General features: G+C 60.0%; 9 protein-coding genes. 6 read left to right on the top strand and 3 right to left on the bottom strand.

Annotation, left to right across the window (positions count from 1 at the left end; genetic code table 11):
- Window positions 1-17: 17 nt before the first annotated feature.
- Complete coding sequence (locus FYJ31_RS02495; protein WP_195839414.1) at window positions 18-1100, bottom strand: polyprenyl synthetase family protein; 1083 nt, start codon at window positions 1098-1100, stop codon at window positions 18-20.
- A 206-nt stretch (window positions 1101-1306) separates the two neighbouring features.
- Between FYJ31_RS02495 and FYJ31_RS02500 the strand changes: the two genes are divergently transcribed.
- The 6 genes from FYJ31_RS02500 to FYJ31_RS02525 all read left to right on the top strand — a co-directional run bounded on the left by FYJ31_RS02500 (window position 1307) and on the right by FYJ31_RS02525 (window position 13120).
- Window positions 1307-1969: a DUF4192 domain-containing protein gene (locus FYJ31_RS02500; protein WP_154535950.1), complete on the top strand. Its 663-nt coding sequence runs from the start codon at window positions 1307-1309 to the stop codon at window positions 1967-1969.
- Between the two features lie 202 nt (window positions 1970-2171).
- On the top strand, window positions 2172-3566 hold the full coding sequence (locus FYJ31_RS02505) for an RNA polymerase sigma factor (RefSeq protein ID WP_154535888.1): 1395 nt from the start codon (window positions 2172-2174) through the stop codon (window positions 3564-3566).
- Window positions 3567-3623: 57 nt separating this feature from the next.
- Complete coding sequence (locus FYJ31_RS02510) at window positions 3624-5939, top strand: DNA gyrase/topoisomerase IV subunit B (RefSeq protein ID WP_154535889.1); 2316 nt, start codon at window positions 3624-3626, stop codon at window positions 5937-5939.
- Window positions 5940-6105: 166 nt separating this feature from the next.
- Window positions 6106-7332, top strand: a complete 1227-nt coding sequence (locus tag FYJ31_RS02515; protein ID WP_195839415.1) for an MFS transporter — start codon at window positions 6106-6108, stop codon at window positions 7330-7332.
- Window positions 7333-7378: 46 nt separating this feature from the next.
- Entirely contained in the window at window positions 7379-8371 is a 993-nt protein-coding gene (locus tag FYJ31_RS02520) for a ribokinase (RefSeq protein ID WP_195839416.1), read from the top strand.
- Between the two features lie 15 nt (window positions 8372-8386).
- A complete protein-coding gene (locus FYJ31_RS02525) occupies window positions 8387-13120 on the top strand; it encodes a DEAD/DEAH box helicase (protein WP_154535891.1) in 4734 nt (1577 codons plus the stop codon).
- 10 nt (window positions 13121-13130) lie between these two features.
- Here FYJ31_RS02525 and FYJ31_RS02530 read toward each other — a convergent pair whose 3' ends face one another.
- Together FYJ31_RS02530 and FYJ31_RS02535 are read right to left on the bottom strand one after the other, a co-directional pair.
- The gene (locus tag FYJ31_RS02530) at window positions 13131-13919 is read right to left on the bottom strand and encodes a response regulator transcription factor (RefSeq protein WP_154535892.1); all 789 of its coding nucleotides are present in this window, start codon (window positions 13917-13919) and stop codon (window positions 13131-13133) included.
- 146 nt (window positions 13920-14065) lie between these two features.
- The gene (locus FYJ31_RS02535) at window positions 14066-16795 is read right to left on the bottom strand and encodes a DNA gyrase/topoisomerase IV subunit A (protein WP_154535893.1); all 2730 of its coding nucleotides are present in this window, start codon (window positions 16793-16795) and stop codon (window positions 14066-14068) included.
- Window positions 16796-17025: the final 230 nt, after the last annotated feature.

Below are 17025 nucleotides of genomic sequence, written 5' to 3' on the forward strand. Positions count from 1 at the left end.
GCGGCTCGCATTGTGGACTATCGCAAGGATTCGGGGACGAATCGCGCACAAGCCTCGGTCAGACGGCGTTGCGCTTCGGAATTCAGCTCAAGACCGGCAATCGCCTTACGGGACTCACCCCATAGGGCAGCGATGCGCTCGCGGGATCGATCAAGAGCACCGGTCGACGTGAACAGTTCAATGGTGCGGGCCACCTGGTTGTCATTGCGACAATCTTCTTCGAAGATGGCAATCAGATCGGCCTTATCCGCCGTATCTGCCGCAGACAGAGCATCAGCCAACAGCACTGTGCGTTTGCCTTCTCGGATGTCTCCGCCAACTGGTTTTCCGGTATTGCGGCTTGATCCGACGACATCCAACAGGTCATCCGCCAGTTGGAACGCCAGTCCGAGCGGCCGGCCGACGGCCAACGCGCAATGCCTGGCCTGATCCGGGCTCTCTCCTGCGGCCAGCAGTGCAAGCAGCAGTGGAGCGATGGTGGTGTAACTGGCTGTCTTCCAGCGGAATACGTTCAATGAGGCGTTCGCCAGAGCTTCGGGATTGGACAGTGGGGTCATCTCGACGGCCAAGTCCAGTACCTGGCCGATTTCCACCTCACGCTGCATGGTAAGAAACGCCTCGTTCAGGGCATCGGTGTTGGGAAGACGGCTGGCGGATCGGCGTGTGATTTCAATGCAGGCAGTGGCCAGAATGTCGCCGAGCATCAGGCCCAAGCCACGGCCTATGGCACCGCTGTGTACGGCCTGTTCCAAGGCACGATGTGCGGAAGGCCTGCCCCGGCGCAGATCGGATTCGTCAATGATGTCGTCATGCACCAATGCGGCCGTCTGAAACACTTCAATGGCGCAGGCCAGGTCGATCATGGCGTCACGCCGATCAGGCGTCACGTCGCCGGCAAGAATATCGAAGGCGTCCAATGCGAGCAGCGCACGCAGTCGTTTGCCTCCTTGGCTGGAGGAGGCGGCTTGGCCCACAACCTGTTCCATCACCGGTTTCAGGGCGTCGGCAACCTCGTCGGTGGCGGGGGCGGCAGTCAGTTCCCGCACCAACTGAATGATGCGTGGCGCGATGATTTCGCGGTTGTTAGCAGTTGTGCACATGCCTAATAACTTATCCACAGGGTTTGAAGAACACAAGAACGTTGGGAATCAAGGGTTTTGAAGCTAGAACCACAATGGTCGTTTTTTCCTGCGCCATACGGCGTTTTCAGCCATAGTGGGCACACACCCCCTCGGCGCATGAGCTATCCGGCTCGGCGCGCACCACAACACCAATAGATTGCACACCATTAGTCAAGGAGGACATGATGAACAACAACACGCCGCACAAGCCGCGTAAGAGCCGACACGCCAAACGGCACGCCGCCGAGCAGACGGAGCCCTTTGGCTTTGACGAGTTGGAGACGAGATCACAGGAATTTCGCAATGATCGCCGACTTCGAGGCGCGCAACAGGCTAATGCCGACTGGGTGGCCGAACCATTGGACGAATGGCTGTCTTGTCTCGATGCCGGGAACACCGACCTAGGCCGAGAGACGATGGCCGCGTTTGCGGTGGGCATGCGCGAGACCTTATCGATTCGTGATGCGCTGATTCTCTCGTTGGTTATTGATGAAAGCCGTTGCCCCAAGTCATGGCTCATGGAATTCGCGGCGCGACCGCATCTGGCACGTACGAGAACACGAATGGGCGAGCTGCTGACCTGCGCATTCGAGGATGAAGGCATGATGCCGGATAAGGAGCGTTGCCATGCCGGCATCGGTATGTTGCTCGATATCGCGGAAGCCTCACCGGTACCGTACTGCATACAGCCATTGGCCGTGATCGCTTACACCTTATGGTGGCTGGGCGATCCACGAGCAATGGTGTTCGCCTTGCGATGCCTGCTGCTCGATGAGGATTGTTCGCTGGCGGCGATGATATTCTCAGCCGCCGATCGAGCCGTGGCGCCGGCATGGTGCTCGGGCTGAGTGAACAGAAACGGCGGATCTCCGAGGTTTTACGCGCGATGCGCGGAAGGAAAGCGTGTGGTGATCGGCAACACGTCGGGCAACGATGTGGGAATAATCGTCCGTGGAGGGTGGTTTACTCACATAGTTGACGATTTGCCCTTGCCAGAAGTGGGCCCATGTGGTATATGCGCTTCACGGCGAGAGATCAGAAGGAGCAGTTTTGGCCACGAAGGAAACGACGGCAACCAAGCAGACAGCCGAGTCCAGCGAGGAGACCGAGAAGAAGGCCAGCTCTACGACCACCGCACGCAAGACTTCCGCCAAGAAGTCCAAGTCCGCAGAGCCCTCGGAAAAGACCACGCGCAAGTCCGCCGCGAAGAAAACCGCGAAGAAGGCCAAGGACGATGAACTCGTCAAAGACGAGGACACTCAGGTCGATGACGGGCTTGATGACGATGCCGAGGTCAACGACGACGATTTGGACGTTGAGGATCTCGACGAGGATCTTGACGACGTTGACGAAGACGATGCCGACGACGACGATGTGGAAGACGACGAGGACGAGGACGAGGAAGAAGCCAAGTCCACGGCACCCGAGCAGCCCAAGGAAAAGGGTGCCTACGTGGTCTCCGACACGGATGATGAGGAAGAGAACATCATCCCTTCGGGCAATCCGAAGCGTCGTGTGATTGCGGCCGGCGCAACCGCCGACCCGGTCAAGGACTACCTGAAGCAGATCGGCCGCGTGAGCCTGCTGAACGCCGAGCAGGAAGTCGACCTGTCCGAGCGCATCGAGGCCGGCCTGTACGCCCAGCACCTGCTCGACACCGAAAGCGAAGGCATGGAGTTCAAGCGCAAGCGTGAACTCAAGTGGGCCGCCGCCGACGGCAAGAAGGCTAAGGACCATCTGCTGGAAGCCAACCTACGACTTGTGGTCTCGCTCGCCAAGCGCTACACGGGTCGCGGCATGCTCTTCCTTGATTTGATCCAGGAAGGCAACCTTGGTCTGATTCGTGCCGTCGAGAAGTTCGACTGGAAGAAGGGCTTCAAGTTCTCCACCTACGCCACGTGGTGGATTCGTCAGGCCATCACCCGTGCCATGGCCGATCAAGCCCGCACCATTCGCGTGCCTGTGCACATGGTTGAAGTGATCAACAAGCTGTCCCGTGTACAGCGCCAGATGCTGCAGGATCTGGGGCGTGAACCTACGCCGGACGAGCTGGCCCGCGAACTGGACATGCCGGTTGAGAAGGTGCAGGAAGTGCAGAAGTACGGGCGCGAGCCGATTTCCCTGCACACCCCGCTTGGCGAGGATGGCGATTCCGAGTTCGGTGACCTCATTGAGGATACCGACGCCATCGCTCCGTCCGACGCCGTGGCCTTCTCCCTGCTGCAGGAACAGTTCAAGCAGGTGCTGGAAACCCTGTCTCCGCGTGAGGCCGGCGTCATCAAGATGCGCTATGGCCTGGAAGACGGCCAGCCGAAGACGCTGGACGACATCGGCCGTGTGTATGGCGTGACCCGTGAACGAATCCGTCAGATCGAGTCCAAGACCATGTCCAAGCTGCGCCACCCGTCCCGTTCGCAGACCCTGCGCGACTTCCTGGATCAATGATCATCTGGCTCCCCTCTGTGAGGGGAGCCAAGCATTTGAAGAGAAAAATAGGACTGTATGCCCAAAGAAGAATACGGCGCCAAGGACCTAGCTGTTCTTGAGGGCTTGGATGCGGTACGCAAGCGTCCGGGCATGTACATCGGCACCACCGACTCGCAGGGGCTTATGCACTGCTTGTGGGAGATCATCGACAACTCCGTGGATGAGGCCTTGGCCGGCTTCTGCAACGATATCGTAGTCACCTTGCACACCGACGGTTCCGTGGAAGTTGCGGACAATGGCCGAGGCATTCCGGTGGATAAGGAACCGAAAACCGGCCTGTCCGGCGTGGAGGTCGTACTGACCAAACTGCACGCCGGTGCCAAGTTCGGCAATTCGTCTTATAACGCCGTCGGTGGCCTGCACGGCGTGGGCTCCTCCGTGGTCAATGCCCTGAGCTCCCGACTGGACGTCGAAGTGGATCGTGACGGCAAGACGCACCACATGACCTTCCACCAAGGTCACCCTGGCGTATACACGGATGCCGACCCGGCCAATCCGTCTCCCGATTCCCCGTTCAAGCGCACTCGCAAGAACCGACCCACCGAGCTGGAAATCATCGGCAAGGTATCTCCCAAAACCACTGGTACCCGTATTCGCTACTGGTATGATCCGGAGATCTTCAACAAAACCGCCGAATTCTCATACGAACAGCTCATCGACCGCGTGCGCCAGACCAGCTTCCTGGTGCCCGGCCTCAAAATCACCATTGTTGACGAAAACGTACCGGAAACGGCGACTGACACCGCCGAAGCCATTGATGCCGACGCAGTCGAACCTGCGCAAGACCAGGCCCCGGCTTTGGACGTCTCGTCCAACGATGCCGAACTCTTCGACGACTCCACCGAGGCTCAAGCCGACAGTACCGAGAGCCTGTCCGAGGAGGACTTCTCGCTGACGGCCGGCGACCAGGACGTCGATGGCGCGTTCGGCGAGCAGCCCGCGCACCCGCGCGTCGTGGAATTCCTGCACACCGGCGGCGTCAAGGATTTCGTCGACTTCCTATCCAAAGGCGAGCCGATCTCCGACATCTGGCGCATCCAAGGCGAGGGCACCTATAAGGAGGAGACCCAGGCCGTGGGTGAGGGCGGTGAACTGCACGCCCAGGAAATCGAACGCACCTGCGGCGTGGACATCGCCCTGCGATGGGTCAACGGCTATGACACCACAATCATGAGCTTCGTGAACATCGTGGAGACGCCCGGCGGCGGTACTCACGTGGACGGTTTCATGAACGCCATCACCAAGCAGATTCGCAAGGCGGTGGAAGACAACGCCCGCAAGCTCAAGGTGAACATGAAGGACTCCGCCATGAAGGTGGAGCGCGACGATATCCAAGCCGGACTCGTGGCCGTGGTCACCGCACGCGTGGCCGAACCTCAGTTCCAAGGCCAGACCAAGGATGTACTCGGCACCGCGCAGGTCAAGCCGATCGTCACCCGGCTCACCGACAAGCAATTCGGTGAGATGATCACCGGCTCCAAGCGCGGGTACAAGGAACAATCCGGCCGCGTGCTGGAGAAGATCGTCGGCGAAATGCACGCACGCATCCAGTCGCGCAAGGCCAAGGAGGTCACGCGCCGCAAGAACGCGCTCGAATCCGCCTCGATGCCGGCCAAACTCTCCGACTGCCAGCCGGGCAATGACGACGTGGCCGAACTGTTCATCGTCGAGGGTGATTCCGCACTCGGTACCGCCAAGGCCGCACGCAACGCCGGTTTCCAGGCACTGCTGCCGATTCGAGGCAAGATCCTGAACGTGCAGAAGGCGTCGATCACGCAGATGCTCTCCAATAAGGAGTGCGCAGCCATCATCCAGGTGGTGGGCGCCGGCTCCGGCCAGAGCTTTGACATCGAACAGTCGCGCTACCACAAGATCATCATGATGACCGATGCCGATGTGGATGGTGCTCATATCCGTATCCTGTTGCTGACGCTGTTCTACCGATACATGCGTCCGCTCATTGAACACGGCTACGTGTATGCCGCAGTGCCGCCGCTGCACCGCATCGCGTTGACCGGCTCGCACAAGGGCGAATACATCTACACGTATTCCGATGACGAGCTGGCCGGCAAACTGGCCGACCTCGACAAGAAGCACATCGGATACAACGACGACATCCAGCGATACAAGGGTCTGGGCGAGATGGACGCCGACCAGCTGGCGGACACCACCATGGACCCGCGCACGCGCATGCTGCGCCGCATCCGTATGGAGGACGCCGCCCAGGCATCCGAGATTTTCAGCCTGCTGATGGGCGACGATGTGCCGCCGCGCAAGCAGTTCATCGTCGACAACGCCGACGATTTCGATCGCTCCAAGATCGATACCTGATCGAAGACGTCGCTGATAATGACATCGTGCTTACCGAGAATTTCCGTAATTGGCGTTTGAGGTGAGCACGTTGTCATATGTTTTATGCGTGTTGCCCATGAGTTATTCGATAGACTGATGACATCGTTATCACAACCGGTGCCGCACTGTGAATGGGAGGTGGAACATGGCCAGTCTGTTGCTTGCCGTCATCTATGTGGCGTTTATCAGTCTGGGGTTGCCGGATTCGCTACTCGGGTCCGCATGGCCCACCATGAGCCAGAATCTGAACGTGCCGGTGGCGTGGGCTGGCGGCATCTCCGCAGTGATTTCCATGTTCACGATTGTTTCGGCGCTGCTTTCGGACCGAATGACATTGAAATTCGGGGCCGGTAAGGTCACCGCCGTTTCGGTGGCGTTGACTGCGGCGGCCTTGGCCGGTTTCTCCATTGCCCCGAATTACTGGGTGCTGTTGGCCATCGCCATACCGTACGGCCTTGGCGCGGGCGGTGTGGATGCGGCGCTCAATAACTACGTAGCCATTCACTACGAAAGCCGGCATATGAGCTGGCTGCACTGCATGTGGGGCGTCGGCGCATCGGTCGGCCCCTATATCATGGGCTATGCGCTCTCTCGAGGCCAAGGCTGGCCGTGGGGCTATCGGTACATCGCGATTCTGCAGGTGATGCTGACCGTCATTCTGGTGCTGAGCCTGCCGCTGTGGAAGAAGCGTGGCGCAACTGCGGCCGGCGAATCGACCGATGGTGCCGCATCATCTGATGGCAATGCCGAGGGATCTGGTAATGCTGAAGGGGTGTCTGTTGCCGAACGCAAACCGCTCGGCGTGGCCGGCGTGCTCGCCATTCGCGGTGCCAAGGAAATCCTTGTGATGTTCTTCTGCTACTGCGCCATCGAATCCACGGCGGGCCTGTGGGCCTCCAGCTATATGGTGATGCACGGTGGCATCGACAAGATCACCGCCGCCAGCTGGGCCGGTCTATTCTACGTAGGCATCACTGTGGGTCGTGCGCTTTCCGGTTTCCTGACCATGCGATTCAAGGACCCGGTCATGATTCGCCTCGGCCAAGTGCTGGTGCTCGCCGGCATACTCACCATGTTCGTGCCATTGCCTCACCACCTTGGCGTGGTCGTTGGGCTGGTGGTCATCGGCTTCGGGTGCGCGCCGATTTATCCGTGCGTCATCCACTCGACTCCGGCCTACTTCGGCGAAGACAAATCGCAGGCCATCGTCGGCGTGCAGATGGCCTGCGCCTATGTGGGCTCACTGCTCATGCCGCCACTGTTCGGCATCATCGCGCAATATGTGACAATCAGTCTCTACCCGTGGTATTTGCTGGTGCTCTTGGTGCTGATGGTGGCCATGCACGAGCGTCTTCGCACGTTGCGCGGCTGATCATATGCGGCGCAATTGGGCCCGCCGCCTACTATGCTTGGAGCCCATGGTGATAAGTGAAGAAGAACATAAACAGATGCCCGAGCCCGTACGGGAACGATTGGAAGCGCTGAAGGATGCGCCGGGTTCGGTAATCGTGGTCGGCTCGATGAACGCCGATTACACCGTGACCACTAAACGACTGCCCAAGCCAGGTGAAACCGTCAATGGTGGTGCCATGAAAGTGCTGCCGGGCGGCAAGGGCGCGAATCAGGCGTCTGCCGCCGCTCGTCTCGGTGTCAATGTCCAGTTGCTGGGCGCGGTGGGCGAGGACTCCAACGCGGACTTCCTATTAGGCAAGCTGGATGAGGCCGGCGTCGACACCGCCGATATCCTGCACGTTGAAGGCCCCAGCGGCACCACGGTAATCACCGTGAGCGCTGAGGGCGAGAACACCATCGTCTATTCGCCGGGTTCCAATGCCAAGGCAAGTGCCAGCTATGTGCAATCACATCGCACGACCATCGCCGAATGCGCGGTATTGGGACTGTGTTTGGAGAGCCCGATTTCCACCGTTATCGCCGCCGCGCAGACCGCGCATGACGCTGGCGTGACCGTGCTGCTCAACGACTCGCCATTTATGGACGAGCTGCCTCACGAACTGGTGGAAGCCACGGATATTCTGCTGGTCAACCAGCATGAAGTGGCTCAACTGCTGGGTCTACCGGACGGCGATGTGGAATCACTCGACTGGTATGAGGTCGCCGAACGATTCACCGATTACGGATTCGACCGGGCGATAGTGACGCTTGGTGCGTCGGGGTCGGTGGTGATCGAGAACGGACGTTGGCATCGCGTATCCGCCGCGAAAGTCAATGCGGTGGACACCACCGGTTGCGGCGACTCGTTCATGGGGACCGTGCTGGCTGGCTTGGCCGCTGGTCATACGCTGCTGCAATCCGCGCAAATCGGCTCCTATGTCTCCGCCTATGCGGCCACCAAGCTTGGTGCCCAAAGCGCCTACGGCACTGCCGAAGAAGTCATCGCCTACTTCAGCTGACCTATAATCGTACATATGTACGAAAGCCTGAGCCTGTTTTCCGAACCCACCAAGGTGTGGTTCGAGCATGCCTTCGGTCAGCCGACCGAGGCACAGGCTCAAGCATGGCCGGCAATCCATTCCGGTCGTAATGTCTTGGTCATCGCCCCTACCGGCTCCGGCAAAACATTGGCCGCGTTTCTCTCGGCCATCGACCGATTGATGACCGTGCCACGTACGCGGCGTGCCGGTGTGCGTGTGCTGTATATCTCGCCGTTAAAGGCGCTCGCGGTCGATGTGGCCAAGAACCTAGAACAGCCTTTGGAGGGCATTGCCGCACAATGCGAGGCGCAAGGGCTGCCCGTGCCGAAGATCGCGGTCGCCACTCGTTCAGGCGACACCACCGCACAGGAGCGGCGGCGCATAGCCTCCCATCCACCGGATATCCTCGTTACCACGCCAGAATCGTTGTACTTGTTGCTCACTTCGAAAGCAGGGCGGATTCTCGGCACTGTCGATACGGTGATCGTCGATGAGATTCATGCAGTGGCGGGCACCAAGCGCGGCGCACATCTGGCGGTAAGTCTGGAACGGCTGGAGAACCTTGTCGCGGAATCGCGCAAGCGAGATGCAATCGATGCGGATGCTGATGAGGGCAGTGATACCGCCATCGATGCTGGCCTCAGTGACCTTCATATGCAGCGCATTGGTCTATCCGCTACGGTGAATCCGCCTGAAGAGGCGGCGCGATTCCTGGGCGGCGGACAACCGGTTACCATCGTGAATCCCGGTGGGCGGCCTGCAATGGATCTGCGCATGATTGAGCCGTTGGAAAACATGCGTGATTTGCAGTCCGTGAATGCCAAGCAGCGTGTCGGTGGCGTGGAGGCTGAACGGTCCGCTCCGCATATCAGCGGTGTCACGCCGGCCATGCAGCGACTTGCCGAACGCAGGGGCATTGTGCCGGTGGATGATAGAGATGTTTCTTCCACTTCTGGGGACGATTCTGATGCGAGTGATGCGTTCGATTCCTCCGCGTTGGTTGGAGCGGCGGGCGACCGTACCTCCGGTTCCATCTGGCCCGTGGTGGAACGCAGCATTTTGGATGAGATTCTCGCGCACCGCACCACATTGGTGTTCGTCAATTCGCGTGGTGTGGCCGAAAAGCTCACCGCGCGCCTCAATGATCTCTATGCGCAGACCCGGCATGGCACCAATCCCGACACTGTGCGGGATCCGGGCTCTCCGGAAGGCCGCGAAGGGTTCTCCACACATTACGATGCTGTGGTCGGTTCCACCACCATGCTTGTCGGCTCGCATGAGGGCGATGATGTCATCGCCATGGCTCATCATGGGTCGGTCTCCAAAGACCGTCGCAAAATGATTGAGGAACGGCTCAAGCGTGGTGAATTGCGCTGCGTGGTGGCCACCTCCAGTTTGGAGCTAGGCATTGATATGGGCTCGGTCGACCTGATGATTCAAGTCGATACACCGTTGTCGGTCTCCTCCGGATTGCAGCGTGTAGGTCGTGCCGATCATCAGGTCGGTGGCGTCTCTCACGCATTGTTCTACCCGCTCACCCGTCAGCAGATTGTCACTGGGGCCGCAAGTCTGGAAGCCATGATTGCCGGCGATATAGAACCATTGGCCGTGCCGCGCAATCCGCTCGATATTCTCGCCCAGCAGACCGTGGCCGCTGCCTCGATGCACGATTTGAACGCTGATGACTGGTATGCCACGGTGCTCCGTGCTGCGCCGTTTGCCGAACTGCCACGTGACATGTTCGATGCCGTAATCGGCATGATGTCCGGCGAATACAACAGCGAGGAATTCTCGGCCTTCCGGCCGCGACTGGTATGGAATCAGGATAATGGCCTGATTTCCGCCCGTCCCGGTTCGCAGAAAGTGGCCGTTACCTCTGGCGGTACGATTCCCGATCGAGGGCTGTACACCGTGGTCCTGCCTGAGGCGGACGCCGGCAAAGGCCAGCGTCGCGTCGGCGAGTTGGATGAGGAGATGGTCTACGAATCGCGCGTGGGCGATGTCATTACGCTCGGCACCTCCACATGGCAGATTCAGGAGATCACCCGTGATCGTGTGGTCGTGACTCCGGCTCCGGGCCGCACCGCCCGTCTGCCGTTCTGGCACGGTGAAGGCGCTGGCCGTGACTACGGTTTCAGCCGTACCATAGCCCGCTTCACCCGAGAAATCGCCGCCGGATTAGACGTGAAGCGGACTGAGGGGAGGTCTGCCGCAGAAGGTCCAGCTGTCCCAACCTTCATCCCAACAATCCTCACTCGCCTCCACCGAGATGGCCTAGACCCCAATGCCATCACCAACCTGGCCCGCCTGCTCTCCGAGCAACAAGCCATCACCGGCACAGTTCCCAGCGACCAAACCCTCATCGTGGAACGGACCCGCGATGAAGACGGCGGATGGCGCATCGTGCTGTTAAGCCCCTTTGGCCGCCGCGTTCACGAACCGTGGTCCATGGCCATCAGCCGCAGACTGCGCCAACGCTACGGTTTTGATGGGCAGGTATATGCCGCCGATGACGGTATCGTCATTCAGCTACCGGACGGTGATGGACATATTCCTGTTCAAGACCTGTTCCTTTTCGACCCAGAAGACCTCAAAGCAGATGTAGAACGTCAAGTGGGCGAGTCCGTGCTATTCGCCGCACGATTCCGCGAATGCGCCACCCGATCACTGTTCATGCCGCGATCCGACCCGGGCCGTCGCGTGCCCCTATGGCAGCAGCGACTGCGCGCCGCACAGCTCCTGCAATCCGCACGCATGGCCAAGAACTTCCCGCTGCTGCTGGAAACTGCGCGCGAATGTTTGCAAGACGTATACGACATGCCTGCCCTGAACGAGGTGATGACCGGATTGCAATCCGGCATCATTACCGTGAAGGACGTGGAGACCGAATCGCCATCGCCTTTCGCCGAGAACATTCTCTTTGGCTTCGTCGGCGTGGTGATGTACCAGTATGACCAACCTCAGGCCGAGCGCAGCGCGCGACTGTTGTCTCTCGATCCGCACGTGCTCGAACGCTTGCTCGGCACCACCGACATGGCACAAGTGCTGAATCCGGACGTGATTCGCGAAGTCGAACAGGAACTGGGGGAGCGCACTTTCTGGAATGAACTTGCCGACGATGATGTGACTGGTCGCGTGACCCGTTACGCCAAAACCCATGGTCCTTTCACCGCCGATCAGCTCATAGCCGACCTACACCTCGATGCTACGGATGCCGTGCACACTCTGGATGTGCTGGCTGCCAAAGGCGAGTTGCTGCAAGGCCACTTTGTAGATGATGACGAGCAAGGCCAACAGTGGCTCCATAAGGACGTATTCCGCCGCATTCGGTCTCGCTCATTGGCCAAGGCGCGTAAAGCAGTCAAGCCAGTAGAACCAGAGGCGTTCCAGATGTTTCTTATCGACCGACAAGGTATCGGGCCGGTCGGCGGCGAACGATATGAAGGTGCTGACGGGCTCATGCGCGTTATCGAGCAGCTGGAGGGCATATCACTGCCCACTGCACTCTGGGAGTCGGCGGTATTCCCCGCACGAGTACGAGACTACCAACCTGCATTGCTGGATGAGTTGCTGACCAGCGGCGATGTGGTCTGGGTCGGCTCAAAAACCGGGGGAACCAGTGCGATGGACCCCGGTGAGGTTGCTTTCTATCCGGCGGATTCAATATTGCTCAGCGATGTGGAACATGGTACGACATCGAACGCCTCAGACGCCACCATGCCGGAAGCGATTCTGGCCGCACTGGACTCAGGGGGAGCGTTCCATGCCCGTCAACTGATGGATGCCGCCAAACGTGTGTGGAATGAGGCCGCGGAGCCGGACATCAATCCAAACACCGGCGAAATCATTCCGCAAGAGTGGAGCGAACAGCAGTTCAAGGATGCCTTGTGGAGCTTGGTCTGGCAAGGTAAGGTCACCAATTCCAGCTTCGCGCCGGTGCGTGCATTAACCGCAGGCGCAGCAAGCCCGCGTAAATCCACTACATCACGTCGTCGTGGGCGTGTCGCTCCGATTCGCCGAGCCACGACGGATATGACGTTAGGAGGTTTGTGGTCTGCCGTGATCGGGCAAGCTGAAGCCGAAGACACTGACCAGACCGAACGGGCACTCGCACTGGTCGAGACGTTGCTGGACAGGTATGGCGTCATCGCGCAGCCGGTGATTGACAAGGATAATATTCCGGGTGGCTACTCAGCGTTGTATCCGGTATTGAAGCGCATGGAGGAGCATGGTCGACTGGTACGAGGCATGTTCGTCCGTGGTTTCGGTGCGGCCCAATTTGCCGAGCACGACACCGTGGATGCGTTGCGTCATCCGTCAGAGCATCGCGGCCAGTCCGTGGTGGCATTGAGTGTGCTCGACCCCGCAAATCTCAGTGGCTCCGCCATCGCGTGGCCGGACGCGCCTGCCGGTGCGGGTAAACCGGCACGCCGTATCGGAGCCATGGTCGTGCTCAATGCGCAAGGCACGCTACTATACGCGGCTGCCAAAGCCAAGCACCTGACGGCGTTCGATCAATCGGTCGACCATGAACCCGCTGCCAACGATTCCGACGAACAGATGCGCAAAGCCGCCACAGAACTGGCCTACGCCCTCAAACGCAATGGCACCGGTTCCGTGACGTTCAGCGACATCAATGGCGAACCCCTCAACGCGCGTCACCCCTTCGCCCGTATCCTCCACCAGTCCGGCTTCACCCCCGTTCCCCGAGGCATGCGGCTGTACTGATTGAGCCCAGCTATCGAATGCGGTAGTTGGAGCCGCGTTGGGTCATGATGAGGCCGGCGCGGGTGAGCTTCTTATCCAGTGTGTAGAGGGCGTTCCTGAGGAGCCCTTGTTGCTCGAAGAATGGGCCACCGACGAGCTTGACCAATTCGCTGGTGTTGACAAACTGGCCATCAGCCTTGACCAGTGCTTCAAGCAAACTGTATTCCAGACGGGACAGTGAGATTGCGCTGTGCGTGGATGCGTAGTAGGCCTTGTGATTCGTGGTGTCCAACGTGAGATTGCCACGAATGATCATGGCGGGGGAGTCGGTGGCAAGCGAGCCGACGTATGAGAGCAGTTCGCCATCGGAGAATGGTTTGCTCAGCGCGGCATCCGGGCGTCGTACGTTAGCTTGTGCGCTAGCGGCGGCATTGTCCGAGCGTTGTTCGGCTTCGGCATCTGAGTTGTTTGCGCGTGAATCCGCGCTGAAGGAGCTGTAGGGCGTCTCTTCGATAGGGGCGTACTCGTCAGGCAGCGCTCGCCAGCGGCTGCCTTCGCCAATGGTTTTGCTGAGTGGCGTCGAAGTCAGCAGCAGAATCTTGACGGAGGCACGGGCATTGTGAAGGGATTCGATGAGTTGCTCGGTGGAGATGCCGAGCAGGGATTCATCGAGAATCACTGCGTCAAATAGCTCCTTGGTGACCGCGGCGAGCGCGATACTGCCGGTGCTTGCCAAGGACACCTCATGACGACAGGCAAGCAGCGCACCACGAATGGCGCGGGCCAACGGTTCATTGGATACGGCAACCAGTAGTCTCATCGCCACCTCCTTGATGCTTAGTGTAGGTCGGGTTTAGGGTCTCTTCTCTATGTGTTTGGCTCACTATCGTTCGCTCCTCGCCTACAAACACCCCACTGGGGGTGTTTGCTTTACGGCTCGGCCCATCAGAGGGAGCTTAATTGAGGTTACGCAATGAAGGCGATGGGGGAGGCGAGGTCCACTCCGGAACCATCTCGGCGCATATCGGGCTTGGGAAGCTCGACCGGGGAGCCTGCGGATGTGGAGGCGTGCAACGGGTAGAGGCCCACCCAGGCAAGAATCAGCGTGTTCTGGCCCTTCAGGAAGCGCTGGGAACGCACGCCGCCGGTAGCACGACCCTTGGTGGGGTACATTTCCAGCGGAGTGACTTTCGCCGCGCCGTTTTCGGTGCCGGGCAGTGCATCGGAATCGCCGGCCACGGTGAGCACCACTGCACCGGATCCGGAAGTCAAGCCGTTCTCGCCCTCTTCATAGGTCCATGCCACCTTGCCGGCGGGAACCACGTTGAAGGCCGCCACACGGGCACCCTCGGCCAGCTTGATGCCGGCCATACCGCCCGCGGTACGACCCTGCGGGCGCACGTTCTTCGCCTCAAAGGTCAGTAGCGAGGAATCGGAGGAGATGAACACCAGACGGTCGTCATCCTCGGCCACGGCGGCGAATACCACTTCATCGCCATCTTTCAGATCAATGACGGGCCAGGAATCCATGGTGGTGGGTGCCTCACGATTCCAACGCTTGATGACACCGTTACGGGTACCGATAGCCAGCGACGGCAACGGCTTGGCCTCGGCGGCCCCGCCATCCTCGCTCTCATCCTTGGCACTGGCCTTGCCGGACGTCGGCTGCTCCATGGCAATCGCCGTAATCACACGCTCACCGCGAATCGGATCGGTGGATTCGGTCATGCCGATCAGTTCGTCGGCCTGAACTCCTCCCTTCAGCGACAATGTGGCGGCAGCGGGCAAGGCAGGCAAATCAACCACATGCGCGAGCACCAGGCGGCCGGCCGACGTGACCAGCCCGTACGTGGCGCGCGTGGAAGTCTCGAAGATTGTGGTGATCTGATCGTCTCGCAGACGTTCATCGGATGCGGACCGTGCATTGAACACGTCCATCGCGCTTGGCGTGGTACGGGCAATCAAACCGGTAGCGCTCATCATCACCACGCACGGCTCGTCCTCGATCTTCAAGGCTCCGGTCAGCGCGGACTGTTCGCCGGTCTTCTTGGCTGCGGCTGCGGCTGCGGCCACATCGGCTTCGGCGGAGGAAATCGTGGTGGCGGCCTTCACCGCTTCGAGCGCGGACTTGGACACGCCCGAAGCCCCGGCACCCTGCGCCACGACCGGCGTCAACGTGCCATCCGGGTCGGCATCCAGCAGCACGGTACGGCGCGGCGAGCCCCACTTGGCGACCGCTTCGTCCATCTCGTCGGTGACCACCTGGTCGAGCGTCTCGGCGGAGGCCAGGATCCGGGTCAGCTCCTCGATACGCTTCTTCAGATCATCGCGTTCGGCCTCAAGCTCGATACGGTTCATCTTGGTCAGTCGGCGCAGACGCAGGTCGAGGATGTACTGAGCCTGGACCTCGTCCAAATCGAAAACGACCATCAAACGGCTCTTCGCGGCATCCGCATCATCCGAGGTGCGGATTACCTGAATCACCTCGTCGATGTCCAGCATGGCCAGCAGCAGGCCCTCGACCAGGTGCAGGCGTTCCAGCGCCTTCTTCTTGCGATATTCACTGCGGCGGCGAATCACCGTACGGCGGTGGTCCACCCACACCTGAAGCATCTCCTTCAGACCCATCGTGTGCGGGCGGCCCTCCACCAACGCCACGTTGTTCATGGCGAAGTTGTCTTGCAACGGTGTGTGCTTGAACAACTGCACCAGAACCGCATGCGGGTCGAAGCCAGTCTTGATTTCGATGACGATACGCGTGCCGTTATGACGATCGGTCAGATCGAACGCGCCGGAAATCCCCTCCAGCTTGCGGTTCTTCACACCGTCGGAAATACGTTCGATTACCTTCTCTGGGCCCACCATGTACGGCAGCTCGGTGACCACGATGGCCTGCTTGCGGGCCGTGACATGCTCGATATGCGTGGCGGCGCGCGTGGTGATCGTACCACGGCCGTTGGCATAGGCCTCACGGATGCCGTCGCGGCCGATGATCGTGCCGCCGGTGGGCCAGTCGGGGCCGGGCACGTAACGCATCAGTTGTTCCAGAGTGGCGTCCGAATGCGCCATGAGGAACTTGGCGGCGTTTACCACCTCGCCCAGATTGTGGGTGGCCAGGTTCGTGGCCATGCCCACGGCGATGCCCGAGCCGCCGTTGACCAGCAGATTTGGGATGGCGGCCGGCAGCACGGTCGGTTCCTTGAGCTTGTTGTCATAGTTCGGCGTGAAGTCGACGGTGTCCTCATCGATATCCGCGTTCATGCCGAGAGCCGCCGGGCCAAGCCTGGCCTCGGTGTAACGGGAGGCCGCAGGGCCGTCATCCAGCGAGCCGAAGTTGCCGTGGCCGTCTACCAGCGGCAGACGCATCGCGAACGGCTGTGCCAAACGCACCATGGCCTCGTAGATCGCGGAATCACCGTGCGGGTGGAGCTTGCCCATCACCTCGCCCACCACGCGGGCGGACTTCATATACGGGCGGTCGGGAGTCAGGTTCATCTCGCCCATCTGGTAGACGATGCGGCGCTGCACCGGCTTCAAGCCATCGCGCGCATCGGGCAGTGCGCGTGCGTAAATCACCGAATACGCATACTCGAGGAAGGACTTGCTCATCTCCTCGTTCAGCGGCGTCTCGACGATATGCTCCTTGACCGTGCGCGGATCGTAGGTTTGCGCGGACGGTTTGCGGTGTGATGCCATGAAACTCCCTTTCGAACGCCCCCATATTAGCGGGAGGGCGCGAAACAGTGCGCAGAGAACGGTTCTCGATACCAATTGTGCGCTGGTTTCGATGCGCCAATCGCACATGTCTGCCGATAAAACGGCGTGATTCCAGTGTTTCAGTCGATGTGCGTTTGTTTGATTATGTGCGTTGGAGCGCACAGTTGTTATTGAGAACCGTTCTCTGCGCACTGAGCCAAGGGGAGGGG

Source organism: Bifidobacterium sp. WCA-178-WT-4B (genome assembly GCF_009696495.1).
GTDB classification, from domain to species: Bacteria; Actinomycetota; Actinomycetes; order Actinomycetales; family Bifidobacteriaceae; genus Bifidobacterium; species Bifidobacterium infantis.

What these genes read in the sequence shown, in the direction of transcription:
- FYJ31_RS02495 (WP_195839414.1), bottom strand. Translation starts at nt 1,100, where the DNA reads ATGTGCACAACTGCTAACAACCGCGAAATCATCGCGCCACGCATCATT.
- FYJ31_RS02500 (WP_154535950.1), top strand. Translation starts at nt 1,307, where the DNA reads ATGAACAACAACACGCCGCACAAGCCGCGTAAGAGCCGACACGCCAAA.
- FYJ31_RS02510 (WP_154535889.1), top strand. Translation starts at nt 3,624, where the DNA reads ATGCCCAAAGAAGAATACGGCGCCAAGGACCTAGCTGTTCTTGAGGGC.
- FYJ31_RS02515 (WP_195839415.1), top strand. Translation starts at nt 6,106, where the DNA reads ATGGCCAGTCTGTTGCTTGCCGTCATCTATGTGGCGTTTATCAGTCTG.
- FYJ31_RS02520 (WP_195839416.1), top strand. Translation starts at nt 7,379, where the DNA reads ATGGTGATAAGTGAAGAAGAACATAAACAGATGCCCGAGCCCGTACGG.
- FYJ31_RS02525 (WP_154535891.1), top strand. Translation starts at nt 8,387, where the DNA reads ATGTACGAAAGCCTGAGCCTGTTTTCCGAACCCACCAAGGTGTGGTTC.
- FYJ31_RS02530 (WP_154535892.1), bottom strand. Translation starts at nt 13,919, where the DNA reads ATGAGACTACTGGTTGCCGTATCCAATGAACCGTTGGCCCGCGCCATT.
- FYJ31_RS02535 (WP_154535893.1), bottom strand. Translation starts at nt 16,795, where the DNA reads ATGGCATCACACCGCAAACCGTCCGCGCAAACCTACGATCCGCGCACG.